The following is a 25,706-nucleotide window of genomic DNA, read 5'->3' on the forward strand; positions in this document are numbered from 1 at the left end:
AAGGGAATGTGGAGAGTTGACCAGACTCACAACCAAATTACTATTCTTCGCTGCAACCTTTTGGATACAAACAGCAGTGTTTGCTGCTGTTTGTTTCGGCGAAACGGATACGAAGTCCCCTGAGACGGGGCTGCTGGATGCTCCGGAGCCAATACCGGGTGTTTCACCTGGAGATACGCTTTGGATGATTGTAAAAGTCATAGTGTTTCTTATACTTATTATCGGAATATTCTTCATCATAATGAAGGTCATATCGCAACAAAAAAACAAATTTTTATCGGGACGCACACTTCGCTCGCTCGGCGGGCTGCCGCTTGGTCCGAATAAATCCATTCAAATCGTAGAAATTGGCCATTCTTTGTATATTGTAGGTGTCGCTGAAAATATACAACTGCTCGAGAAAATAAATGATGATGCTGAAGTTGCTTATATTACGGAGATGATGGCTAATGGAACGGCTTTTACGGGTCCCTCTTTTGAATCATTAGGGGGCTTCATGAAAAAGTTGCGAAACAAGCCGCCGGCAGAGGAAGAGATGGAAGTAGCCGCATCGTTTCAGCAGGTCTTTCAAAATAAAATGCAGCATATGACGGACCGCAAGAAGATAATGGAAGAGATGCTGAAGCAAGAGAATAATTCAGATCGGTTGAATGATAAATCATGAAACACAGACATAAGTTTTACCTGCTGCTAGTCCTGTTTTGCTTGTTGGGTTCATTATCCGGTCAAGCCTATGCGGCTGATCCGATTCCCGGAATCAATATAGATATCGGAACATCAGGCAACCCGCAAGGAGCTTCCAGTACAGTCACAATACTACTGTTGGTTACGATCTTAAGTATAGCTCCGGCTATATTGGTTCTTATGACTAGTTTCACCCGAATTATCATCGTGCTTGGGTTTGTAAGAACCTCACTTGGCACGATGTCCATGCCGCCGAATCAGGTACTCGTCGGGTTAGCGCTGTTTATTACATTTTTCATTATGGCTCCGACATTCGGTGAAATCAACCAAACCGCTGTGCAGCCTTACATGAGGGGAGAAGTTACCCAGACGGAAGCGCTGAATAATGCTTCCATCTCTATGAAGAAGTTTATGTTCCAGCATACGAGGCAGAAGGACCTAAAGCTCTTCCTGGATTATTCTCAAGCAGCTCCTCCGACCGGTGTAGAAGATACGCCTCTGACGGCACTCGTTCCGGCATACGCGATCAGTGAACTAAAAACGGCTTTTCAGATGGGCTTTATGATTTTTATTCCGTTTCTGGTTATTGATATGGTGGTCGCCAGCACCTTAATGGCGATGGGCATGATGATGCTTCCGCCCGTGATGATTTCACTTCCTTTTAAAATTTTGTTGTTTATTCTGGTGGATGGTTGGTATCTGGTCGTACGGTCGCTTCTGCTTAGTTACAACACATAGAAGGCCGTCAGGAGGAGAACGATTTGAGTTCGGAATTTGTAATCAGAATTGCAGGCGAGGCCGTTTATACGACTTTAAAAGCTAGCGCACCCATGCTGGTGTTGGCGCTGGTGGTCGGACTTATCATCAGTGTATTTCAGGCGACAACGCAAATTCAAGAGCAGACGCTGGCATTCGTGCCAAAAATCGTCGTTGTTTTGATCGCTTTGCTCGTATTCGGACCTTGGATTCTCAATACCCTGGTTGATTTTACTTATCACATGTTAAATAACTTGTATAGATACGTGGGTTAGGTTGTGAGTCCATGGAATTGCTTCTCACGTATTTTCCGGGTTTTTTATTGTTTCTTTGTCGGATTACTGCATTTTTCGTCGTATCTCCAGTGTTTTCAGCGCAGCATGTACCGACTCAATTAAAGATCGGGCTTGCCTTTTTTACAGCATTCATCGCATACTTCAGCGCAGGTATGGCGACCCCAGTAGCCATGGACTCGTTATTTATTTTGACCATCATACGGGAAGTGCTTGTAGGTTTGTGCATGGGCTTCATTGCGTATATGTTTATCACAGTCGTGCAAATTGCCGGATCGTTCATTGATTTGCAGATGGGGTTCGGTATAGCGAACGTCATTGACCCGATGACAGGAGCACAAAGTCCGATACTTGGTAATCTGAAATACATTATCGCACTGCTGTTGTTTCTTTCAGTTAACGGTCACCATTTTTTGCTGGAAGGAATTATCAGAAGCTACGAATGGATTCCGATCGATAACGAATTGTTCTACTTGAACAATAACGGACAATTATACGATTTTATGGTTCGTACGTTTTCCAATGTGTTTGCTTTAAGCTTACAAATCGCGGCACCCTTAGTAGTCGCTTTGTTTCTGGCTGACGTAGGGCTTGGACTGCTGACCAGGGTGGCGCCGCAGTTCAACGTCTTTGTTATCGGACTTCCGCTCAAAATTTTGCTTGGATTCATCATGCTGCTTATGCTGTTTCCCAGCTATGAAACGGTGTTTAAAGATATGTTTGCTTCGATGCTCGATTCAATAAGGGATTTCTTCGGATTGTTTAATGTATAGGATGGAACGGAGGCAAGGACGTGGCGGATTTTCGTTTGAAAATCAATTTGCAGTTGTTCTCTCAAGAAAAAACGGAAGAAGCTACGCCCAAGAAAAAACAAGATTCCAGAAAAAAGGGCCAGGTTGCCAAAAGTATGGATGTACCGGCTGCATTTATTTTGTTTTTTTCCTTCTTATCGTTTTCCTTATTCGGAGCCTTTATGAAGGATCGCTTGATCGGATTATTCCATTCAACGCTTCATGATTTTCTTCTTCTCAATTTGACTGTGGATAACATTATCGTGCTGTTCGAAAAAATTTCCTTTCAGCTTTTGCTGATTGTTGGACCCATTTTTTTGATTGCTATGGTGATCGCTGTAATCAGTAACTATTTGCAATTCGGTTTTCTTCTCACCGGAGAACCGCTTATGATGAAATTTAATAAAATCAATCCCATCCAAGGGGCTAAGAATTTATTTTCTTTAAGGGCTCTGGTTGATTTTGCGAAATCGGTGTTAAAGATGTCGATCATTGGCGCGGTCGTTTATACGACACTGATGGGAGAAAAAGAATACATCATGAGGCTGGCACAGATGCCGTTGGAAGAAATAGCGCTCTTTACGTGGTCGCTTATAGTATCGCTTGGCCTTAAGATTGGTCTCATCTTGATTGTTCTGGCTATTTTCGATTATATGTATCAGCGTTATGAGCATGGCAAAAGCATCCGGATGTCCAAACAGGATATCAAGGATGAGTACAAAAAATCGGAGGGCGATCCTCTGATCAAAGGAAAGATTCGCGAAAAGCAGCGGAGAATGGCGCTTCAACGGATGATGCAGGAGGTGCCGAAGGCCGACGTTGTCATTACGAATCCGACGCACTTTGCGGTAGCCATTAAATATGATGGGGGTCAAATGCAAGCGCCGACCGTCATCGCTAAGGGAACCGATTATATTGCATTAAAGATTAAGCAGATCGCTAACGATAACGGAGTCATAACAATGGAAAACAAACCGCTGGCCCGGGCTTTATATGCACAAGTAGAAATCGGGGAATCGATCCCGGCGGATATGTTTCAAGCCGTGGCCGAAGTACTAGCATATGTATATAAATTAAAAGGCAAGGCGAATTAAAGGAAGGAAAGGAGGGTAACGGAGTGAAAGCCAGAGATTTAGTCGTTCTAATCGGCGTAATCGGTATTGTTCTTATGATGGTTATTCCGCTGCCGCTATGGCTGCTGGATGTCCTACTCATTATTAATATTGCCGCAGCTTTACTTATTATTTTGATTGGCATGAATACGCAGGACGCGCTGCAATTCTCCATCTTCCCGTCTCTGCTGCTGATCACGACGTTGTTTCGTTTGGCCCTCAACGTATCCACCACGAGAAACATTCTTGCAGAAGCGGATGCCGGTAGTGTGGTCAGAACCTTTGGTGAGTTCGTAGCAGGGGGCAACATTGTCGTCGGTTTTGTTGTTTTCCTTATATTGGTCCTAGTTCAATTTATCGTAATTACCAAAGGTTCTGAGCGCGTTGCCGAGGTCGCTGCTCGGTTTACGCTGGATGCAATGCCGGGTAAGCAAATGGCCATCGATGCGGACTTGAACGCGGGGATAATCAATGAGCAGCAAGCTAAGGAGAGACGAGAAAAGATTTCTCGAGAAGCAGACTTTTATGGCGCGATGGACGGTGCCAGTAAGTTCGTTAAGGGAGACGCGATTGCGGGCATCATCATGTTGATCATCAACATTGTGGGCGGATTGATTATCGGAATGGCTATGCATGATATGTCACTGGCGGAAGCAGGCGAGCTATATTCGATTCTGACTATCGGTGACGGGCTGGTAAGCCAAATCCCGGCACTGCTGATTTCCACCGCTGCAGGTATTATCGTAACCCGTGCGGCGTCTGAGGGCAATTTGGCTCAGGATCTTACAGCCCAATTGTTTTCTTATCCGAAGCTGCTTTATATCGTGGCAGGAACGATTGCAGGACTTGGTATTTTTACCCCGATCCATATCATCACCACGTTTCCGATTGCTATATTACTTGCTTTTGCTGCTTATAGCATGCAGCAGAATTTGACCCGCAAGCAAGCGGAAGAGGTTCAGTTTGAAGAAGAGCAGCAAATCGAAGAGGTCCGCAGTCCGGAAAGCGTCATTGGTCTGCTGCAGGTCGACCCGATCGAGTTCGAATTCGGCTACGGCTTGATTCCTCTGGCGGATACACAGCAGGGGGGGGATCTACTGGATCGGATTATTCTAATCCGTAGACAGTGCGCGTTGGAGCTCGGTGTTGTCGTTCCTGTCATTCGGATTCGCGACAATATTCAGCTTAGGCCGAATGAATATGTCATCAAGATCAAAGGGAATACCGTTGCACGAGGGGATCTTCTCTTGAATCATTACTTGGCGATGAGCCCAGGTATCGAAGATGAGTCGATTACAGGTATTGATACATTGGAGCCTGCATTCGGGCTTCCTGCGCTCTGGATTGACGAGGACACAAAAGAACGCGCTGAGCTGTCCGGATACACTGTGGTGGATCCGCCTTCGGTTGTCGCTACGCATTTGACCGAGGTGATTAAGAAGCATGCACACGAGCTCCTTGGTCGGCAGGAAACCAGAGCTCTCATCGAGAATGTCAAGGAAAATTATCCTGCGCTTGTGGACGATCTCATCCCGAATGTCTTATCTATAGGAGACGTGCAGAAGGTATTGGTCAAGCTGCTTCGAGAAAAAATATCGGTTCGCGATTTGGTGACCATTCTGGAGACACTGGCGGATTATGGAACTTATACGAAGGATACAGAGATTTTAACGGAATATGTTAGACAAGCATTATCGAGGCAAATTACACAGCAGTATACCACTAATGGTGATTCTCTAAAGGTGATTACCGTTGGACCGACGCTGGAGAAAAAAATTGCGGAGTCTGTTCAACAATCGGATCAGGGCAGCTATCTGGCGCTGGATCCTACATCTACTCAAGTGATTTATCAACGGATTAACGATCAGGTTACTAAACTGATCCAGGCGGGTCAGCAGCCAGTTGTTCTGACCTCTCCGACCATTCGTATGTATCTCCGTCAGCTGCTGGAGCGCACCATGCAGGACATTCCTGTCTTGTCTTACAGTGAGCTCGAACCGAGCGTTGAAATTCAAAGCATGGGGGTTGTGAATCTATGAGAGTAAAGCGGTACGTCGTTGATTCGATGCCGGATGCCCTCCAAAAAATTCGTACCGATCTTGGAAAAGACGCAGTCATTATCAATACGAAAGAAATTCGTTCCGGGGGTTTTCTTGGGATGTTCTCCAAGAAAAAGATCGAGGTTATCGCAGCGACGGATACTGCTACCCCTGGCGGCGGAGCCAGTGCTCCCCAATCATCGGTATCGGTGTCTGCAACCGTACCGAAACAGGACCTCACTACCGTTCCCACACTGCCAATGAAATTCGGCGCCGCGGCTTATGGAGCTCAACGAGAGCGACAGGAACAACCGCCGCTTTCATTTCCTGAAGTGCCCGATGTGCTGCCGCCCACGGTTGACCCGGTTTCTGCAGCAACTACATCGCCTGCAGGGTTTGCAAAGGTTAAGGCCAGAGAAGACATACTGATGGATGAAATCAAGCAAATGAAAGAACTAATGCTTAAGCTTTCCCAACACGGCTCAGTTGAGGTTGCTGTTGATCCGGTGCTGCAAGAGCTGGAAGCTCGCCTGCTCTGTCAAGAGGTGGATCCCATTCTAGTACAAGAACTCTTAGCGAACGTATCGGACGAGGCTGCCGCGGAAGAGTTGGCGCTTACCGAGGAATGGGCGTTTCTCTCTTTGAAGAGGCAACTGGAAGAGATTCTGCGCACTCCTAATCATAAAGGCATTGCCGCAGATACCCGTATCGCTCATTTCGTTGGACCGACAGGCGTAGGCAAAACGACGACGATCGCGAAGCTGGCTGCAGAGCAAGTACTTAAGCATCACCGCAAGGTTGGTTTTATTACATCGGACACGTATCGAATAGCTGCAGTAGAACAATTAAAAACGTACGCAACCATTTTGAACGTTCCGCTAGAGGTCGTATTCTCCCCGCTCGATTTGAATAAAGCCTTCGAGCAGTTAAAGGAATGTGATTTGATTTTCATGGATACGGCTGGGCGGAATTTCCGGAACGAGATGTATGTTTCGGAGCTGAATGCGCTGCTGAAATCCAGCGGGAAGAGCGAGACGTACCTGGTTCTCAGCATGACCACCAAATACAGAGATATGCAGGCCATTACGAACAATTTCTGCAAATTCAAGTTAGATAAGGTCCTCTTTACCAAAATGGACGAGACCGACTCCTACGGATCCGTCGTGAACTTGATTCGCGAATTTGGATTACAGACCTCTTACGTAGCCAATGGGCAGAGTGTGCCTGACGATATACAAGAGTTGAATGAACAGCAATTGATCGATCAGATTCTGGGGGCGGGCAAGTCATGAGTGATCAGGCGCAAGGGCTGCGGAATCTGATACAGCATCAAAGCGAGATGAAGGAAAGAGCAACACGTATTATTACGGTAACAAGCGGCAAAGGCGGGGTAGGTAAATCGAACTTCACGCTCAACTTCGCTTTAACCCTGCAAAAAAAAGGATATAAGGTACTGGTATTCGACGCAGATATCGGACTCGCCAATATCGATGTATTGATGGGAATATCGTCAAAATATAATTTGTACCATCTGTTGAAAAAAGAGAAAACGATATGGGAAATCATTCAAACCGGTCATAATGATTTGCAGTTTATCGCAGGCGGATCAGGATTCAACGACTTGATACGATTGTCCGAGGAACAGCTTGATTATTTTGCTGATCAGATAAACCAATTGACTGGACACGTCGATTTCATCATATTTGACACGGGTGCGGGCTTATCCAAAGAGACGTTAAAATTCATCGTAGCCGCGGAGGAAGCCATCGTCGTCACCACTCCGGAGCCTACCTCAATCACCGATGCCTATGCGATCATTAAGATGGTCCATTCCATGAACTATCATGTACCGTTCCGCTTGGTGGTGAACCGGGCAACAGATTGGAAGGAGGGGCGGCAGACGGCGGATAAGATCAGGATGGTTGCCAAACAGTTCTTGAATTTGGACATTCCGACGCTAGGGTTTGTAATCGACGATAGCAACGTTTCCAAAGCCGTCAAGAAACAAGTGCCATTTACTGTTGCCTTTCCGTTCAGTGCCGCTTCCAAATCGATTAGCGAATTAACAGATGGTTATATCTCCAATCAATCCCCGTCTGAGATGCATGAAGGTGCGGTTAAGGGATTTTTAAACAAAATGATCAGGCTATTGAAGTAATCATAGTGCTGGTTAAGGACTTAATGACCTCTGACCAATACAACGTAGAGGAGTGAAATGATGGCGCCGTTTGATGTATTGGTAGTGGACGATTCGATATTTATGAGAAAAATTATTTCAGATTTTATTTCGGAGGATCCGGGGCTTCGTGTGGTAGGAACCGCTAAAAACGGGCGAGAGGCAATAGAAATGGTCAAAAAATTGAATCCACATGCCGTGACCATGGACATTGAAATGCCGGAAATGAACGGCCTTGATGCTCTCCGAACGATCATGAGAGAGCATCCCGTGCCGGTGATCATGCTAAGCAGCCTGACTCAGGATGGCGCAACGGAAACCATACGCGCTTTGGAGCTTGGGGCATTTGATTTCGTGGGCAAGCCTTCCGGTTCCATCTCGTTGGACTTGTACAAGGTAAAGCAGAACCTGTTAGAAAAGCTGCGGGTAGCTGTCAGAACGAGGATGAAGGGGATTCAAGTCCCGACCCGGTCCGCAGCAGCTTCATTACAGGCCGCTAAGCCGGCGGTAAAGCTGGAGCGAAAATCTACGATTCCACGGGGGGGGTCATTTGAACATCTCGTGGCGATTGGCACATCTACAGGGGGACCCAGGGCGCTTCACCAAGTGTTATCGCAAATCCCAGACGGCTTTGGTGCTCCGGTTCTGATCGTGCAGCATATGCCACCCAATTTCACCAAATCGCTTGCCCAGAGGCTAGATTCCAGTTCTTATCTGCGGGTAGTGGAGGCAGAGGCCGGCATGGTGCTGGAGAGCGGAACGGCATATGTAGCGCCGGGCGGGTTTCATATGACCGCAACCAGAAATGGGGCGCATTCTTACAAAATTCATCTATCGAAAGAGGAGCACCGTAACGGGCATCGTCCTTCAGTCGATGTAATGTTCGAATCGCTGCTGCCGCTTAAGGAGCTGAAGCGGCATATTGTGATCATGACGGGGATGGGCTCTGATGGTTCCAAAGGCATGATGGCACTCAAGCAATCAGGGGCCATTACCACCATCGCCGAAGCGGAACAAACTTGTGTCGTATACGGCATGCCTCGTGCTGCAGTGGAGCTGGGATGCGTTACCCATGTATTGCCGCAGCAGCAAATTGCCGGAAAATTGATTCAAGCCGTCGGCGGGCAGCACTGACTGCAAGGAAATATACATAACAACGATCAATGATGGAGGTGTGGTTATGGAAATGAATCAGTATCTCTCGATGTTTATAGACGAATCCAGAGATCATCTGCAGGCAATGAACGAGCATTTACTTAGCCTTGAGAACAGCCCGGAAGACGTGAGCATCGTGCAGCATATTTTTCGCTCTGCTCACACGCTGAAAGGCATGTCGGCGACCATGGGCTTTGAGGATCTGGCCTCGCTTACCCACGAGATGGAAAACGTGCTCGATTTGGTTCGGAATCACAAGCTAAACATGGATTCGTTTATTTTTGATTGTATTTTCAAAAGCTTGGATGCTCTGGAAACCATGGTAGAGGATATTATCCAGGGCGGTACAGGTAAGGCGGACGTTACGGAAATCGTAGCCGCGCTGAAGTCTATCGTTTCCGGCGACTATGCTAAAAATGGATCTGCCGCGGGCACTTCGGGGTCCTCAGCTGCTAACGAAGTTGAGACTGGGAAAAGCAAAGAGCTGGACGAGTTTCAATTTTCAATTTTGCAGCAAACGATCGAAGCGGGTATTCCCGTTTTTCGGATCGAAGTGACCGTTCGTCAGGATTGTGTTTTGAAAGCAGCCAGGGCGTATATGGTGTTTAATGTTCTGGAGCAGAACGGTGAGGTCATTCAATCCAATCCTTCCGTTGAGGATATCGAGCAGGAACGATTCGAGCAATCATTCGTTGTATATTATATTTCTCAGATGGATCAGGAACAGCTCTCGAGTCAAATCGCAAGTGTATCTGAAATCGACAAAGTAGACATGGCATTGCTGGATCAGGCCAAGCTGGATGATTTGATTAAGGCTCCTGCGCCAGTGCAGGCTCATGTCAATCCTGTTGCTAGCGTTCCTTCGGCAGCACAGTCGGAAGCACCGAAGGCTGAGGCCAAGAAATCGGTTAACTCGGGAGGGACGCCTGTAGGAGGCCGTACGATTCGGGTTGATATTGAGCGTCTCGATACACTGATGAATTTGTTCAGTGAGTTGCTGATCGACCGAGTCCGATTGGAGCAGCTCGCCAGCGAGGTCCGCAGGAGCGACCTGACAGAAACGGTAGAGCATATGGCTAGAGTGAGCAGCGACTTGCAAAGTATCGTTCTGAAGCTGCGGATGGTGCCCGTTGATTCGGTGTTTAACCGATTCCCAAGGATGATTCGCGATGTGGCCAAGACACTGGACAAGAAGGTGGATCTGATTATCACTGGTGCCGATACTGAATTGGATCGCACAGTGGTGGACGAGATCGGCGATCCTCTTGTGCACTTGCTGAGGAATGCCGTTGACCACGGAATTGAACCAACGGCCGAACGTTTGCAACTCGGTAAGATCGAGACAGGAACGATCCATTTACGCGCCTATCACAGCGGCAACCATGTCTTTATCGAAATTGAGGAAGACGGACGCGGGATCAACCGGGAAAAGGTATTGAACAAAGCGATTCAGAACGGGGTCGTAACTGCGGAACAAGCCGAGAGATTGGCGGACGAGGATGTGTATCAGCTTCTATTTGCCTCAGGGTTCAGTACGGCGGACAAGATATCGGACATTTCCGGCCGCGGTGTAGGTTTGGACGTCGTCAAAACGAAAATCGAGAGTTTAGGCGGTCATGTTAACGTTAGTGCCACATGGGGCAAAGGGACAAAATTTTCCGTCCAGCTTCCACTGACGCTCTCGATTATATCTGCTATGCTTATTCGACTGGGTGAAGAGAAATATGCCATTCCTCTTTCATCCATTGTCGAAACGATGGCCGTCAAAAGTGAAGAAATCCGAGTTGTGCACGGTATTGCCATGATCAATTACCGAAGCACTGTCATTCCGCTCATTCGCTTGGCTCACCTGTTTGATGTACCAGGCATTACCGAAGAGACGGATGCTGAAATGCAAATCGTGGTCATCCGAAAGGGAGACAAAATGGCGGCGCTAGTCGTGAATGAGTTTATCGGACAGCAGGAAATTGTCTTGAAATCGCTAGGCAAATACTTAACGAACCTCTTTGCGGTTTCGGGAGGCACGATCTTGGGTGACGGGCAAGTCGCTTTGATCATCGATACGAACGCTTTAATTAAATAAAAGCGATGATTCTCGCTACGCACGATAACATTAGGAGGCTGTTAGCATGGGACAGGAGTTAAAAGTGATTGTTTTTGCACTTGCGCAAGAAGAATATGGGGTTGAGGTGGAAAGTGTACGAACGATCGAGCGGATGCAGCCGATGACCCGAGTTCCCAAAACCCCAGATTTTGTACAAGGAGTCATCAATCTTCGCGGCGTTGTAACGCCAGTTATTGATCTTCATGGCCGCTTCGGATTCCCGATTAGCGAATATACGGACAACACGCGGATCATTATCGTAGCAGTGGATGACTTGGAAGTTGGTTTGATTGTGGATTCGGCGAATGACGTTATCGACATCGACAGCGACTGTATTGAGGATGCACCGGAAATCGTAGGAGGGATCAAAGCGAAATATTTGCAGGGCATCGCAAAAGTGAGTGAGGAGCGTCTGCTGGTGCTTTTGAATCTTCAGGAAGTGCTCAATAAGAAAGAAATCATCCAATTGGAAAATATAGAGGAGTAGGTTTAGTGGAAGCATTCAACTCTTTTGCCGAATTCCAGATGGATGTTCTGAAGGAAGTTGGTAACATTGGCGCAGGTCATGCGGCAACGGCATTGTCCAAGCTGCTTGACAAGCCAGTCGACATGCTGGTCCCCAAGGTCAGGCTGCTGCCCTTTGAGGAGATTGCTGACAGTGTCGGCGGTTCAGAAAAGGTAGTTATTGCGATTTTTCTTCGTGTTGAAGGAGAAACGCCGGGCAATTTGTTCTTTATCCTGACGTTAGAGTCAGCCAAAAAACTGCTGAGAAATTTGGTCGGAATCGAAATTGGCAGCGACGAAGGATACTCCGAGATGGAGCTATCCGCACTAAACGAGATCGGCAATATTTTGGCAGGCTCCTATCTCACTTCGCTGGCGGATTTTACGAAACTGAACATGCAGCCGACCGTGCCGTCACTGGCTATCGATATGGCGGGTGCGATTCTTAGCTACGGCTTGCTCCAATTCGGTCAAATGGGAGATCAAGCGCTGCTCATCGATACGAAGTTTTTGGACGGTAAAGATGAAATTGAAGGTCATTTTTTTCTTATCCCCGACCCGGAGTCGTTCGAACGAATTTTCATCGCTTTGGGAGTGCAGACTCCATGATTCAAGACAATTTGATTAAAGTGGGTATGGCAGACCTGAATGTCGCACACATGACCGGCGTGCTGAAAACAACGGGGTTGGGCTCTTGCGTCGGCGTTACCTTGTATGATGCTAGAGTGAAAGTGGCGGGCATGGCGCATGTCATGCTCCCCAGCTCCGACATTGCAAGAGAAGGAAAGCTCAATATTGCTAAATATGCGGACTCCGCTATACCGGAATTGATCCGATTGATGCAAGCGCTCGGTGCAGAGGTTCGGCGTATGGAAGCCAAAATGGCCGGGGGGGCGCAAATGTTTTCATTTGGCACCCAATCCGACACGATGCGGATCGGTCCGCGAAATGTTGAGTCCTGCAAAGAGGTGCTTAATCGCTACCGCATTCCGATCAAAGCGGAAGATACCGGCGCTAATTATGGCAGAACCATTGAGTTTGATTGCCAGACTGGCATTCTTATTATTCGCAGCGTACAACACGGCGTGAAGGAATTGTAGACCATGATTGGATCGATTCGTTGGAATTTTATCGTTGGAGCATTGGCGTTTATTGTCACGTTTGTACTATCCATAACCAATAATATATGGCTCACGACCATCATTCGAAGCTTTTACAGCTTTGCGATACTGTTTGTTATCATGTTTTTTTGTCGTTATCTGCTGGGCACTTTTGCCGGATTTAACCGTCTATCTGCGCTAGATCAAGAAGAGGGCACGGAGGGAAAAGGTACCGCAGTCGATGCGGTGACCCCAGACCAGGATGAAGAATTACGAGAGCTGCTTAAAACAGGACGCGATTCGAAAGGTGCTCCAGCCGCTGATTTTGCTCCTTTGAACCCCCCGAAGCTTCGTGTTAAGGATCAGAGTCCTGAGGAGATGGCGCAAGCGGTTCGCCAGATGTCTGATGAATAAGGGCGGTGACAACCAGTCATGATCAGTCAAAAATCCCACCTAGCCAATATGGACGTTTGGGTACAATGGAGAGAAGAAAATATCTTAGAAGCGAAAAAGGCGCTAATTGAAACGTACTTGCCGCTTGTGGACTACGTGTCCAGTCGTCTCTCCATCGGTCTGCCTAAAAATGTATCCAAAGAAGATTTATCCAGCTACGGCGTAATGGGACTCATCGATGCCATTGAAAAGTTTGATTACCTGCGTGGCCTGCAGTTTGAAACATACGCTTCATGGCGGATTCGCGGAGCTATAATCGACGGCCTCCGTCAAGGGGATTGGGTTCCCCGTTCTGTTCGCGAGAAAGCAAAAAAGATCGAGGAAGCATATCAAGTGCTGGAACAACGTTATTTACGTTCCGTTTCGGATGCCGAGATCAGCAGCCATCTGGGAGTCAGCGAGAACGACTTTCAACAGATGGTGCAGGACATTGCCGTTTCTACCGTTTGTTCCATAGATGATCCCATTCGGGAAGAGGATTCGGAAACCAGGCTCTCGTTATTGATCGACGAGAAGGCTAAAAACCCCGAATTCAAAGTGAACGAGGTATACCTGAAGGAGACATTGGCCAAAGCGATTGAACGGCTGACGGAAAAGGAAAGAACTGTGGTTTCGCTTTTTTACTATGAAGAGTTGTCTTTAAGCGAGATCGCCGAGGTCATGAATCTTTCCCCTTCGAGAATTTCTCAGCTGCATTCCAAAGCGATACTTCGCTTAAAAGGTGCTTTGAGTCGGCATAAGACGCAGTTGCTATACGATTAACGAAGTGGAAGGTGGGGGTTCGATGAGCGATTTGACGTTACCAATCAGCTATTTTTTGAATATCTCATTGTCAGACGATAAATTGTCCGCATTTTTGCAGTTTACGAATTGTGAACAATCCTTACAGATATCTCGGGAGCAGCTTGAGGAGTTTTTGAAGTCGAACCACATCGTGTTTGGTATCGATGAAGAGAAGCTTACGAGTATAACGAAGGAGCCCAAAGCCTTTTTCTATTCCAATACGCTGATTGCTGAAGGTCATGCTCCGATAGATGGACAAGACGGGTATATCCACATGCTGTACGACTTGGATGACCAGTCGAAAAAACCGGCGGAGCTTGAAGACGGTAAGGTGGATTACAAGGAAGTGACGTCGTTCCACAATGCACGTAAAGGCCAACTGATAGCTCAAAGGATTTCTGCCAGAGAAGGCATGTCGGGCAGAGCGGTTACCGGTGAAACCTTGTTTGCCAAAGACGGTAAAGAGGCCCGATTCAAAATCGGCAAAAACGTCGTAGTGGATGCAGAGCAAACAGCAATGTACGCAGCTATTGACGGTATGGTAACGAAAACTGACAGGGAAAAGATCAACGTGTTTCCGATTTTTGAAGTGAACGGAGACGTGGATTATCATATAGGTAATATCGATTTTGTAGGATCCGTTGTTATTCGCGGCGGTGTGCTGCCGGGCTTTCGAATCAAGGCGTCCGGAGATATCCGAATTACCGGCAGTGTGGACGGAGCCGATCTGGAGGCGGGTGGATCTATTGAGATTAACGCCGGGATTCTTGGACATAACAAGAGCGTCATTCGAGCAGGTCATCGGGTGAAAAGCTCTTTTATCCAAGATGCTACGGTGGAAGCGGGAGAGGAAGTACTCGTCAGTCAAAGCATTATGCACTCGCAAATTCGCGCAGGTAAACAGGTGATCTGCAAAGGGACGAAAGGACTCATTGTTGGCGGAATGATTCAAGCCGGTGAATGGGTTGCTGCTCGAACCATCGGGAACTCCATGTCTACGGCTACGGTGATTGAGGTGGGGGTCCTTCCTGAGCTGCGCAACGAACTTCAGCAGCTTCGCACGCATCTGCGAACGATGAATGAAAATATGGATAAAACCGAGAAAGCACTCACTCTGTTGGATCAGTTGGCCGCCGCTGGACAGTTGGGGCCGGATAAAGTGGCCATGCGAGTTAAGCTGACCCATAACAAAAAGCAGGCAGCTGAAGAGATGGCCGCATCCAAAAATCGAATATTTGAAATTGAGAAGTCGTTGGAGGATTCGGAAAGAGCCAAGGTAGAAGTCACATCGACGATCTATAGTGGAGCGAAAATCGTAATTGGCCGCTATACGAAATTCATCAAGGACATGTCTCCTCGGGTGAAATTTCAATTGCTGGACGGCGACATTGCGATGCTTCCTCTCGTATAACGGCTGAACCATTGAAGCCAGCAGCATAAAGGAGGGCCCTGAAATGAGCTTAAAATCCATTGAGATGCAGTTTGCGCTTCATAAAAACGATGAAGTCGGGTTGAAGCAGCATCAACTGATGAACAAGCCCGTGCTGGATCAGACGGTCCTCTCGAATGAAGCTGGAAAAAATATGTTGAAAGAGCGACATGTCACTGCCAAAACTGAGCAAACAGCCGGCCCTGCAGTGAAGGACGATGGTACCAGGCAGCAGAGCCGGAACAAAAAGCACCGGGGAGGCAGTAAGACAGTCGACCAGGGCGATACGATGCCGGAGCGCCGAAGAGGCCATCCGTTCAAAGGACATCATATCGATTTGTCGCTTTAACCCTTGTGTGGAAAAAAGGTGAATGCAGTGAACCAACCATGGATTTATATTGTGCTGGTCGGTCTCGTGCTGATCGTGTACGCCAAAATCGTACCAAGAAGCGCAGGGAACCAAGGGAGCAATGCTCGCGGCGGCAGCATGCTCAGTGAAATGGAAGAAACGATGGACCTTTTTGCCGCGGAGCTGGATGAACAGAATAAAGCGCTAATTCAGATGTTTGTCGAAACAAAGAAAGAATACGAGCTGCATACGACCAAGCTTGTTTATCGCATAGAGTTACTGGAGAAGCAGGGAGAGCAGCTTCAGCAGGAAGTTAGCCGTATAGGATTTACTTGCGATCAGCTACAATCGAGGCAGCTCGCCGAGAAGCGAGTCGATGCGGCGTACGCTAGGACAGCAGCAGGTTCGATAGAACCAGAACAGCCGGGGGGCGGATCGCTGACTCCGGCAAGTCCACCTGAGCCTATGCTTGAGCAAGTCATCCCGGTACCGCCTGATGTTTCCTTCGTGATGAATATGAAGGAACGGTATAGCGAGTTGTTTGAGCTGTATCAACAAGGCAAATCGACGGATTATATTGCAAAGAAGCTCGGTAAGAACAAAGGCGAAATCAACCTGATTCTTCAATTGGCTAAACAGGAGGAGCTGTCCGATGCTTAACAATAAGTCGCTGCTCACCGGACTCGGCGCCGGTCTGATTCTGGGTGCGGTGCTTTTGCAATTGATGAATACAGTATCTTCAACAGCAGTGCCGGGTCCGAACCTGGAAGAATTGAACCTAACGGAGTTGAAGGAACTGGCGTCAGTACATTTTCAGGTGTATGATGAGGATCAAAAAGTATACGATCAAGCCCAATTGGACGCTTTAGTATTACAGAAGCTTCAGCAAGAGAAAGAAAAGCAGGCGGCTGAGCCGCAGCCAGCGGCCCCCGAGCCGGTTAAAGAAACCTACATTTACGTGGCAAGTGGTCTGAGAGCGGGAAACGTGGCAGATATGCTTATGAGGAGTGGCGTCATCACGGACAGAAAAGCATTCGAGGACGAAATGCGCGCCAAACGATTAAATGATAAAATTGTTCCTGGTGTTCATGTGTTTAAGAGCCCGGTTGAGCTTTCCGAGGTCATCGTCAACCTGACAACACGGTAGGAGCAGATACCGCTGATAGGGGCCAATTTTGTCATTTTGAGGATGAAAAACGCGGGTGTTGCATACGAATGTCAGTTATGGTATAGTAATTGTCGGTGTTAAAATCCACACGCTGATTAATTCCAGCAAGGGTGCTTCCATTGCAGCCGCAGCAGCGCTATGTCGTGATCGCAGTTGGCAATATTACGGAGTTTTGCTGAGAAGATGAGATTGGCGGAGGAAGCCAAAAAAAACCAAAATTAGAGGAGGTGCGTGAGGATGGCAGTAATCTCCATGAAACAGCTGCTTGAAGCTGGGGTACACTTCGGTCATCAAACCCGTCGTTGGAATCCGAAAATGGATCGTTACATCTTCACCGAAAGAAACGGAATTTATATCATTGACCTGCAAAAAACGGTCAAAAAAGTTGAGGAAGCTTATAACTTCGTCAAATCAGTTGCTGGAGAGAACGGTACAATCTTGTTCGTAGGAACGAAGAAGCAAGCGCAAGATTCCGTTAAGGAAGAAGCAGAGCGCTGTGGAATGTACTTTATCAACCAACGTTGGCTCGGCGGTACGCTGACGAACTTCAAAACCATCGAAATCCGGATCAACCGTCTGCACGAACTGGAAAGATGGGAAGAGGACGGTACGTTCGAAGTGCTTCCTAAGAAAGAAGTTATCATCCTTCGTAAGGAAAAAGATCGTCTCGAGAAATTCTTGGGCGGTATTAAAAATATGAAAGGTTTGCCGAGCGCTCTGTTCGTCATCGACCCTCGTAAAGAGCGGATCGCTGTTGCTGAAGCTCGCAAGCTGGGTATTCCAATCGTCGGTATTGTTGATACAAACTGTGATCCGGACGAAATCGACTATGTCATTCCGGGTAACGACGATGCTATCCGTGCAGTGAAATTGCTGACAGCTAAAATGGCTGATGCAGTAATTGAAGCGCACCAAGGCGAACAAACAACAGCCTAATTGATTAAATACATGAAAGGGTGGTTTGAAGGTGAAAAATCCTTTCACCGCCCTTTTTTTAGGGTACATAATGATCTCGAGGAGGCCAAATCATGGCAGTTAATGCAGCAGCAGTAAAAGAATTACGTGAGAAAACCGGAGCAGGCATGCTCGATTGCAAAAAAGCATTAGAGGAAGCAAACGGAGATTTGACGAAAGCGGCTGAAATCCTTCGTGAGAAAGGTTTGTCGGCAGCTGCAAACAAAGCTGGCCGGATTGCAACTGAAGGTGTTGTGGAATCCTATATTCATGCCGGCGGAAGAATCGGCGTCCTGGTTGAAGTGAACTGCGAAACGGACTTTGTTGCCAAAACAGATTCCTTTAAAGAATTCGCTCGCGACGTCGCAATGCAAATCGCAGCAGCGAATCCGCAATATGTTCGCCGTGAGGAAGTTCCGCAAGAGGCATTGGATAAAGAACGGGAAATTTTGAAGAACCAAGCTTTGAACGAAGGCAAACCGGCTAACATCGTAGAAAAAATGGTAGAAGGTCGCATGAGCAAGTTCTACGAAGAGTTCTGCTTGCTGGAGCAATCCTTCATTAAAGATCCGGACAAAACAATCAATGCTCTTCTAAATGAAAAGGTAGCAACGATCGGGGAGAACATTTCGATCCGCCGCTTCGTTCGTTACGAGCTCGGAGAAGGCCTTGAGAAGAAACAAGAGAACTTCGCTGAAGAAGTCATGTCACAAGTTAAGCATTAAAATAAGTTCATAAGCATGATAACGTGGGAACACTTAGTGTTCCTTCTTTTTTAAACAAGGGAAGGAATACGTTTTGATTGAAACGGAGGGTTGTCGTTTGGAACATCCGATTTATAAAAGAGTCGTTTTGAAACTTAGCGGTGAAGCGTTAGCCGGTCAGCAAGGGTATGGCATTGACGCCGAAGTGATTACATCCATCGCCGAGCAGGTAAGAGAAGTCGTCGACCTGCGAGTTGAAGTGGCCATCGTTGTCGGTGGCGGCAACATTTGGCGCGGAATCGCAGGAAGCGAGAGAGGTATTGATCGCGCCACTGCCGATTACATGGGAATGCTCGCGACGGTTATGAATTCGCTGGCGCTCCAGGATGCGCTGGAGACAATCGGAGTGCCGACTCGCGTCCAATCCTCGATTACGATGCAGCAGGTGGCCGAGCCTTACATTCGCCGGAGAGCGATGCGACATTTGGAAAAAGGAAGAGTGGTCATCTTCGCGGCAGGTACCGGGAACCCATACTTCTCTACCGATACGACAGCGGCGCTCAGAGCGGCTGAGATTGAAGCAGAAGTTATTCTCATGGCGAAAAACAAGGTGGATGGCGTATATTCTGCGGACCCGTTCAAGCATGCGGACGCTCAGAAGTTCGAAACGCTCACCTATATGGAAGTACTCAACAAAAACTTGGGTGTAATGGATTCAACCGCATCCTCCTTATGTATGGATAACAACATCCCGCTGATCGTTTTCTCCATTACGGAAAGCGGCAATATCAAGCGAGTGGTACTCGGTGAAAAAATCGGGACGATAGTAAAAGGGAGTGTGTAATATGCCTCAATCGATCAAGAAAAATGCGGAAGACCGTATGGAAAAAGCGATTGGCGCGCTGAAGAAGGAGCTGGCTTCGCTGCGTGCGGGACGCGCGACACCGGCACTGCTCGATCGCGTACAGGTAGAGTACTACGGTGCAATGACTCCGGTGAGCCAACTGGCCAATATCAACACGCCGGATTCCCGAACGCTGATGATTCAACCTTGGGACAAAAGCTCTGTTTCCGCTATTGAGAAAGCGATCATGAAATCGGATCTAGGACTTACGCCTTCCAATGACGGCAGTTCGATTCGTATCGTTATTCCTGCATTGACAGAAGAGCGTCGTGCTGAGCTGGTTAAAATGACGAAAAAATTCGGCGAGGAAGCGAAAGTAGCCATCCGTAATATTCGCCGCGATGCCAACGACGATATCAAGAAACTGGAAAAAACAGGAATATCGGAAGATGAATCCCGTCGTCATCAAGAGGATATCCAGAAGTTTACAGATAAGAATATTGCTGAAGTGGATAAAGTTCTCGCAGCCAAAGAAAAAGAAATTATGGAAGTGTAATTGGTAAAGACCCCCTTATATGAGGGGGCTTTTAGTCTTTCCTGATGGGGGATTAGCATGATACCTTTCAAGAAATGGTTTGGAAGCAAACCGGAGGGTGAGGATTTCGCCCGGCAGCTTGATGCAGATAATATTCCGAACCATGTTGCTGTCATTATGGATGGTAACGGTCGCTGGGCGCAAAAGAGGGGACTGCCGCGGGTTGCCGGACACCATTCCGGAATGAAAAACGTAAAGAGAATCACGATGGCGGCAAACAGCATTGGTGTACAAGTGCTGACGGTGTATGCCTTTTCCACGGAAAACTGGAAGCGGCCTAAAGAAGAAGTCGACTATTTGATGAAGCTTCCGCTTGAATTTTTCCCCAAGGAAATTGACGAATTGATAGCCAACAACGTCCAAATTCGTATGACCGGCTGGCAGGAAGGTCTTCCGGATTATACGCTTAAAGCGATTCAAGACGCTATCGATCAGACGAAACGGAATACAGGCCTTATCTTAAATTTTGCGCTGAACTACGGCAGCCGGAAAGAGATGTTAAGAGGGATCCGACAGCTTGTACAGGATGCGAATGAGAATAAAGTGAATCCGGACGGAATCGATGAAACCATGTTCGCCAAATATTTGCTGACCGATCCGCTCCCGGACCCCGATCTGTTAATTCGAACAAGCGGGGAGAAGCGCATCAGTAATTTTATGCTGTGGCAGCTTGCCTATTCGGAGCTGTGGTTTACGGATCTTTGCTGGCCTGAGTTTACTGAGCGGCACTTCTATGAAGCGATTCTGGAATACCAGCGTCGGGCCAGAAGATACGGCGGTTTGTAGTGCAATGGAGGAATGGAATTGAAGCAGAGAATCGTCACAGGACTCATCGCAGGGATCGGTTTTTTCATCATGCTGTACTTGGGCGGTTATTGGTTTGCCGGGCTACTTTTGGTATTGTCGATGATCGGTTACGATGAGTTTCTGCGTATGAACGCGCTAAAGGGAAATAAAACCATTGAATTGCTCGGCTTCTTAGGTGTGTTTTGCCTTACTCTTCAGTGGCAGAATACAGGAATCACTCCAAGTCATCTGGTCTGGTTGTTTATGTTCCTGTTTATGGCCGCGACGGTCATTTCCAAAAACAAAATAACGATAGACCATATCGCCATGGCTTTTATCGGCATGGTATATATCGGTATCGGCTTTCATTATATGATAGCGACTAGAAATATGGCGGAGAACGGAATTTTTTGGACGCTGCTAGTTTTTTTCTGTATCTGGTCGACCGATTCCGGTGCCTATTTTGTTGGATCGAAGGTGGGGAAGACACCGCTTTGGCCGACAATCAGCCCAAAAAAAACAGTGGAAGGCGCGATCGGCGGAATAGTGATTTCGATCCTCGTCGCGCTGGCTTTCGCTTGGTATAGGCCTGAGCTTCTCCATTATGTGCAGGCTGCCTGGATCGGTATCGTCATTGCCGTTGCAGGTCAGCTGGGAGACCTGATTCAATCCGCATACAAACGGGTGAAAGGCATCAAGGACACGGGTGCGATCTTGCCGGGTCACGGTGGTGTCTTGGATCGTACAGACAGCTGGATGATCGTCTTTCCGCTTCTCCACATCCTGTCATTGATTCCTCATGCATAAATTAGCCGGAGGTATACAGTTGTGAAAAAAATCAGCATCCTGGGCTCCACGGGCTCTATCGGTACGCAAACGCTGGATGTCGTTTCTCATTATCCAGAGCAGTACACGGTGGAAGGCTTGTCGGGAGGATATAACATAAAGCTATTGGCGGAGCAAATCCGGCGGTTCCGCCCTCGCAAGGCTTCGGTGGCGACAAAGGAGCTGGCGGAGCGGTTGTCGCTGGAAATTCCTTCAGATGTGCAGCTATTTTATGGTGAAGAGGGACTCGTCGAGATCGCCGCAGGCACGGAGGCTGAGTTTGTCGTCACCGCGGTTGTAGGTAGTCAAGGCTTACAACCTACACTTGCCGCGATCGAAGCGGGGAAGCATATTGGGCTTGCCAATAAAGAAACGTTGGTCAGTGCCGGACACCTGGTCACGGAGCTCGCTAATCGCAGCGGCGTGCAGCTGCTGCCGATCGACAGCGAGCATTCCGCTATTTTCCAGTGTCTGCAGGGCGAAAGCCGAGAACAAATACATAAGATTACGCTGACCGCTTCCGGCGGCAGCTTTAGGGACCGTTCCCGCGACGAATTGCAAAACGTAACGGTAGAAGATGCGCTAAAGCATCCGAATTGGGCCATGGGCGCTAAAATTACGATCGATTCGGCGACAATGGTCAATAAAGGCTTGGAAGTAATCGAGGCCCGTTGGCTATTCGGACTGTCGTACGATCAGATTGAAGTGCTGATTCATCCCGAGAGCATCATTCATTCCTATGTAGAGTTCGAGGATTACAGCATCATCGCACAGATGGGACTTCCAGATATGCGTGTGCCGATTCAATATGCGCTTACGTATCCGAACCGGCAGAGAACGCCTGGCGATCGACTGCGGCTTGCTGATATCGGAAAGCTGCATTTTCGGGAAATGGATTTCGGAAGATATCCTTGTCTGCGTATGGCTTATGAAAGCGGAAGAGCCGGCGGTTCCATGCCGACAGTGTATAATGCAGCCAATGAAGTTGCAGTGGAGCGTTTCTTGAAAAGGGAGATTTCTTTCCTTGAGATTGAGCGCGTAATTGAAGAGGTGATGGCGGAGCACGAGCTTGTCGCATTCCCTGACTTACGGGCAATCCTTGATATCGATCAATGGGCAAGGATTACTGCTCGGAATATACCGTCACGGCAATAGCGACAAAGGTGATGCAGCAAGCATCTTTCCGGTATACTGATCATAGGTTCATATCACGGTCGGCTTGTATTCCTTTTATCATTAATGTTAATCTTAAGATGAGGAAAACGCCATACCACTATGTATTTTCTGATGTGAACATTCGTGCTTAAGGAGGCCGTAAAAGCATTGTCGACGCTGCAGAATATATTTCAAATTGTGCTCTTGTTTTTTGTTCTCGTATCGATACATGAGTGGGGACATTTTTATTTCGCGAAACGTGCCGGTATCTTGGTCAGGGAGTTTGCAATAGGTTTCGGCCCTAAGCTGCTGTCCTTCAAACGGGATGAGACAAGATATACGCTGCGTCTGCTACCGATCGGCGGTTTTGTAAGAATGGCCGGGGAAGACCCGGAGATCGTTCAGATTAACCCTGGACAGCGTATAGCCGTTCTGCTGAAGGACGATCGAGTCACCCACATTTATTTGAACGAGTTCGACCGTCGGGCTGGTAGTCTAGAAGGTGTGGTCGAACAAATCGATTTGGAGAAAGAGCTGTTTGTTCGTCTTGACATTGACGGTGAAATACAACGGTTTGCGGTTCATCCACAAGCGATGATGGTGAGCAAGGATAACGAAACGCAAATCGCTCCATGGGATCGCCAATTTGGTAGTAAAACGGTAGGTCAGCGGGCACTATCGATATTTGCGGGGCCGTTGATGAACTTTATCTTGGCGTTCGTCCTGTTTGTTACCGTTGTATTTGTTGCTGGCGTGCCGCATAAGGTTAAGATTGCAGATACGATGCCGGGATCCGCTGCTCAGAATGCCGGCCTTCAATCTGGTGACTTGATCGTGAATGTGAACGGTGTGGAGATTGGGGCAGAACGCAGCAAGCTGACTTCGCTCATTCAAAACTCTGTGAGCAAACCCATGGTATGGACGATTGAACGAAATGGAGAGAAAATCCAGAAGAATGTGACGCCAGCGGTAGACCAAGACGGTGTCATTCGTGTCGGCGTCACGCTCATTGCCGAGACAAGGCCTGCTACCGTAACGGAAGGATTTACTAACGGCTGGAAGAGTCTTTCTTCTGCCACTATGCTTATATTGGATGGATTCGGCAAGCTGGCTACGCTGCAGTTCAAGATGGACGATCTGGGAGGTCCCGTGAGGATCGTTGAATTTACTAGTGAGCAGGCTAGCGCTGGATGGGCGCAGTATATTTCATGGACCGCCATTATGAGTCTCTATTTGGGGCTATTCAACCTGCTGCCGATTCCGGCGTTGGACGGAAGTCGCCTTGTTTTCCTAGGGCTTGAAGCGCTGCGCGGCAAACCGGTCGATCCTAGCCGTGAGAGCATGGTTCATTTCGTCGGATTTGCTATGCTAATGCTGCTTATGATAGCCGTAACGTATAACGATATATTACGATTGATCAACGGGTAACGAACTGCCTTCTGTAGGGGGAGAAACATAATTATGTCAAATTCAAAACAGGAAAAGCAATTTGTAAAGGAAATTACGCCGCAAAGCGAGGATTTCTCGCGCTGGTATATCGATACAATCAAAAAAGCGGATCTGATGAGCTATTCTCCGGTCCGCGGCTGTATCGTATTTAAACCGGACGGCTATGAGATTTGGGAGCACATTCAGAGGGAACTTGACGGAAGGTTCAAAGAAACCGGGCACCGCAACGCATATTTCCCTATGTTTATTCCGGAGAGCTTCTTTCAGAAGGAAAAAGAACATGTCGAAGGCTTTAACCCGGAGCTGCCTTGGGTAACTGAAGCTGGCGGAGAGAAACTGGAGGAGCGGCTTGCCATTCGCCCGACGTCGGAAACGATGATTGGACATATGTATTCCGAGTGGATTAACTCTTATCGGGACCTGCCGCTGCTCATTAACCAGTGGGCTAACGTCGTTCGGTGGGAAAAGCGTACCCTACCGTTTCTGCGTACGACCGAATTTCTTTGGCAGGAAGGTCATACGGCACATGAGGACGAGCTGGACGCACGTAAAGAAACGATGCAGATGCTGGAAATTTACCGTGATTTTGCGGAAAATTTTCTTGCGATTCCCGTTATCATGGGACAAAAAACGCCTTCCGAGAAATTCGCCGGAGCCGTTGATACGTATTCTATCGAAGCTATGATGAAGGACGGAAAAGCAGTACAAGCCGGAACCTCTCATTATTTGGGTACAAACTTTGCAGTAGCATTTGACATCAAATATTTGGATCGGGAAAACCAGCATCAATTTTGCCACACCACTTCATGGGGCGTTAGCACCCGGTTGATCGGCGCGTTGATTATGGTACACGGAGACGACCGTGGGCTGGCTCTGCCGCCAAAAGTCGCTCCGACGCAGGTCGTTATGATTCCAATCGGACCACCCAAAACACGCGATCAGGTGGTCGGTCGGGTAAACGAGCTTTATGATCAGCTGAAGAAGGCTGGTGTGCGTGTGAAAGTGGATGACCGCCCCGATCAAAGCCCGGGTTGGAAATTCAATGAATACGAAATGCGTGGAGTTCCGGTTCGCGTCGAACTCGGACCGCGTGATATGGAGAATGGTCAAGTGGTATTAGTTTCCCGGATTACCGGCGAGAAGCGTATGGTGGCCCAAGACCAATTTTTAGCAGAAGTCCAAAAGCTATTGACGGAGACGCAGCAGGAAATGTATGATCGAGCCAAGCGCTTCCGAGATGAAAGTATGACGGAAGCAGACTCGATGGATGAGCTGAAGTCGTTCCTCGAACTGAAACGGGGCTTCGCGCTGTCCGGCTGGTGCGGTTCGAACGCTTGCGAAGCGCACGTGAAGGAAGAAACAGGCGCCACGAGCCGAAATATTCCATTCGAGCCTAGCACGACCAAAACCAAATGCCTCGTCTGTGGTTCGGAAGCCAAGCATACCGTCTTGTTCGGACGAGCTTACTGAAATACGAAACTAATAAAAATTAGGGGTT

28 protein-coding genes are annotated in these 25,706 nt (G+C 47.9%); all 28 read left to right on the forward strand.

Going from position 1 to position 25,706, the window contains the following annotated elements; all coding sequences use genetic code 11:
* Positions 1–16: 16 nt before the first annotated feature.
* The 28 genes from JOE45_RS02565 to proS all read left to right on the forward strand — a co-directional run bounded on the left by JOE45_RS02565 (position 17) and on the right by proS (position 25,678).
* Positions 17–664, forward strand: a complete 648-nt coding sequence (locus JOE45_RS02565; RefSeq protein ID WP_245246549.1) for a flagellar biosynthetic protein FliO — start codon at positions 17–19, stop codon at positions 662–664.
* Positions 661–1,422: a flagellar type III secretion system pore protein FliP gene (gene fliP / locus JOE45_RS02570; RefSeq protein ID WP_210021676.1), complete on the forward strand. Its 762-nt coding sequence runs from the start codon at positions 661–663 to the stop codon at positions 1,420–1,422. Before JOE45_RS02565 ends, fliP begins: the two co-directional genes overlap by 4 nt.
* Positions 1,423–1,445: 23 nt before the next feature.
* Entirely contained in the window at positions 1,446–1,715 is a 270-nt protein-coding gene (fliQ, locus tag JOE45_RS02575; protein WP_210021675.1) for a flagellar biosynthesis protein FliQ, read from the forward strand.
* Between the two features lie 11 nt (positions 1,716–1,726).
* Positions 1,727–2,506 carry a flagellar biosynthetic protein FliR gene (gene fliR / locus JOE45_RS02580; RefSeq protein WP_210021674.1) on the forward strand — a complete coding sequence of 260 codons (780 nt, stop codon included), beginning with the start codon at positions 1,727–1,729 and terminating at the stop codon, positions 2,504–2,506.
* A gap of 20 nt (positions 2,507–2,526) precedes the next feature.
* Entirely contained in the window at positions 2,527–3,618 is a 1,092-nt protein-coding gene (flhB, locus tag JOE45_RS02585) for a flagellar biosynthesis protein FlhB (RefSeq protein ID WP_210021673.1), read from the forward strand.
* A 23-nt stretch (positions 3,619–3,641) separates the two neighbouring features.
* Positions 3,642–5,675 (forward strand): flagellar biosynthesis protein FlhA, encoded by a 2,034-nt coding sequence (gene flhA / locus JOE45_RS02590; protein WP_210021672.1) that lies wholly within the window; start codon positions 3,642–3,644, stop codon positions 5,673–5,675.
* Positions 5,672–6,967 carry a flagellar biosynthesis GTPase FlhF gene (gene flhF, locus JOE45_RS02595; RefSeq protein WP_210021671.1) on the forward strand — a complete coding sequence of 432 codons (1,296 nt, stop codon included), beginning with the start codon at positions 5,672–5,674 and terminating at the stop codon, positions 6,965–6,967. Before flhA ends, flhF begins: the two co-directional genes overlap by 4 nt.
* Entirely contained in the window at positions 6,964–7,833 is an 870-nt protein-coding gene (locus JOE45_RS02600) for a MinD/ParA family protein (RefSeq protein ID WP_210021670.1), read from the forward strand. The genes flhF and JOE45_RS02600 overlap by 4 nt, the downstream gene beginning before the upstream one ends.
* Positions 7,834–7,893: 60 nt before the next feature.
* Positions 7,894–8,985 (forward strand): protein-glutamate methylesterase/protein-glutamine glutaminase, encoded by a 1,092-nt coding sequence (locus tag JOE45_RS02605; RefSeq protein ID WP_210023453.1) that lies wholly within the window; start codon positions 7,894–7,896, stop codon positions 8,983–8,985.
* Between the two features lie 46 nt (positions 8,986–9,031).
* Complete coding sequence (locus tag JOE45_RS02610) at positions 9,032–11,089, forward strand: chemotaxis protein CheA (RefSeq protein WP_210021669.1); 2,058 nt, start codon at positions 9,032–9,034, stop codon at positions 11,087–11,089.
* Positions 11,090–11,135: 46 nt separating this feature from the next.
* Entirely contained in the window at positions 11,136–11,597 is a 462-nt protein-coding gene (locus JOE45_RS02615; RefSeq protein ID WP_210021668.1) for a chemotaxis protein CheW, read from the forward strand.
* A gap of 5 nt (positions 11,598–11,602) precedes the next feature.
* On the forward strand, positions 11,603–12,223 hold the full coding sequence (locus JOE45_RS02620; RefSeq protein ID WP_348632464.1) for a chemotaxis protein CheC: 621 nt from the start codon (positions 11,603–11,605) through the stop codon (positions 12,221–12,223).
* A complete protein-coding gene (locus JOE45_RS02625; protein WP_210021667.1) occupies positions 12,220–12,714 on the forward strand; it encodes a chemotaxis protein CheD in 495 nt (164 codons plus the stop codon). Before JOE45_RS02620 ends, JOE45_RS02625 begins: the two co-directional genes overlap by 4 nt.
* Positions 12,715–12,717: 3 nt before the next feature.
* Positions 12,718–13,128 (forward strand): hypothetical protein, encoded by a 411-nt coding sequence (locus JOE45_RS02630; RefSeq protein WP_210021666.1) that lies wholly within the window; start codon positions 12,718–12,720, stop codon positions 13,126–13,128.
* Between the two features lie 18 nt (positions 13,129–13,146).
* Complete coding sequence (locus JOE45_RS02635; RefSeq protein WP_210021665.1) at positions 13,147–13,929, forward strand: FliA/WhiG family RNA polymerase sigma factor; 783 nt, start codon at positions 13,147–13,149, stop codon at positions 13,927–13,929.
* Positions 13,930–13,951: 22 nt separating this feature from the next.
* On the forward strand, positions 13,952–15,361 hold the full coding sequence (locus tag JOE45_RS02640) for a DUF342 domain-containing protein (RefSeq protein ID WP_210021664.1): 1,410 nt from the start codon (positions 13,952–13,954) through the stop codon (positions 15,359–15,361).
* A 43-nt stretch (positions 15,362–15,404) separates the two neighbouring features.
* Positions 15,405–15,728, forward strand: a complete 324-nt coding sequence (locus JOE45_RS02645; RefSeq protein ID WP_210021663.1) for a hypothetical protein — start codon at positions 15,405–15,407, stop codon at positions 15,726–15,728.
* A 27-nt stretch (positions 15,729–15,755) separates the two neighbouring features.
* Complete coding sequence (locus JOE45_RS02650; RefSeq protein WP_348632466.1) at positions 15,756–16,388, forward strand: hypothetical protein; 633 nt, start codon at positions 15,756–15,758, stop codon at positions 16,386–16,388.
* Positions 16,381–16,875 carry a hypothetical protein gene (locus JOE45_RS02655; protein WP_210021662.1) on the forward strand — a complete coding sequence of 165 codons (495 nt, stop codon included), beginning with the start codon at positions 16,381–16,383 and terminating at the stop codon, positions 16,873–16,875. The genes JOE45_RS02650 and JOE45_RS02655 overlap by 8 nt, the downstream gene beginning before the upstream one ends.
* A gap of 258 nt (positions 16,876–17,133) precedes the next feature.
* Positions 17,134–17,832, forward strand: coding sequence for a 30S ribosomal protein S2 (rpsB, locus tag JOE45_RS02660; protein ID WP_210021661.1), 699 nt, complete (start codon positions 17,134–17,136; stop codon positions 17,830–17,832).
* A gap of 92 nt (positions 17,833–17,924) precedes the next feature.
* Positions 17,925–18,575: a translation elongation factor Ts gene (gene tsf, locus JOE45_RS02665; RefSeq protein WP_210021660.1), complete on the forward strand. Its 651-nt coding sequence runs from the start codon at positions 17,925–17,927 to the stop codon at positions 18,573–18,575.
* Between the two features lie 97 nt (positions 18,576–18,672).
* On the forward strand, positions 18,673–19,398 hold the full coding sequence (gene pyrH / locus JOE45_RS02670; protein WP_210021659.1) for a UMP kinase: 726 nt from the start codon (positions 18,673–18,675) through the stop codon (positions 19,396–19,398).
* A 1-nt stretch (position 19,399) separates the two neighbouring features.
* Complete coding sequence (gene frr / locus JOE45_RS02675) at positions 19,400–19,954, forward strand: ribosome recycling factor (RefSeq protein ID WP_210021658.1); 555 nt, start codon at positions 19,400–19,402, stop codon at positions 19,952–19,954.
* A 57-nt stretch (positions 19,955–20,011) separates the two neighbouring features.
* On the forward strand, positions 20,012–20,779 hold the full coding sequence (locus tag JOE45_RS02680) for an isoprenyl transferase (RefSeq protein ID WP_210021657.1): 768 nt from the start codon (positions 20,012–20,014) through the stop codon (positions 20,777–20,779).
* A gap of 18 nt (positions 20,780–20,797) precedes the next feature.
* Positions 20,798–21,586 carry a phosphatidate cytidylyltransferase gene (locus JOE45_RS02685; RefSeq protein WP_210021656.1) on the forward strand — a complete coding sequence of 263 codons (789 nt, stop codon included), beginning with the start codon at positions 20,798–20,800 and terminating at the stop codon, positions 21,584–21,586.
* Between the two features lie 21 nt (positions 21,587–21,607).
* On the forward strand, positions 21,608–22,759 hold the full coding sequence (locus JOE45_RS02690; protein WP_210021655.1) for a 1-deoxy-D-xylulose-5-phosphate reductoisomerase: 1,152 nt from the start codon (positions 21,608–21,610) through the stop codon (positions 22,757–22,759).
* A 168-nt stretch (positions 22,760–22,927) separates the two neighbouring features.
* Complete coding sequence (rseP, locus tag JOE45_RS02695; RefSeq protein ID WP_210021654.1) at positions 22,928–24,187, forward strand: RIP metalloprotease RseP; 1,260 nt, start codon at positions 22,928–22,930, stop codon at positions 24,185–24,187.
* A 33-nt stretch (positions 24,188–24,220) separates the two neighbouring features.
* A complete protein-coding gene (gene proS / locus JOE45_RS02700) occupies positions 24,221–25,678 on the forward strand; it encodes a proline--tRNA ligase (RefSeq protein ID WP_210021653.1) in 1,458 nt (485 codons plus the stop codon).
* Positions 25,679–25,706 lie beyond the last annotated feature (28 nt).

The organism is Paenibacillus sp. PvR098 (assembly GCF_017833255.1).
Taxonomy (GTDB): domain Bacteria; phylum Bacillota; class Bacilli; order Paenibacillales; family NBRC-103111; genus Paenibacillus_G.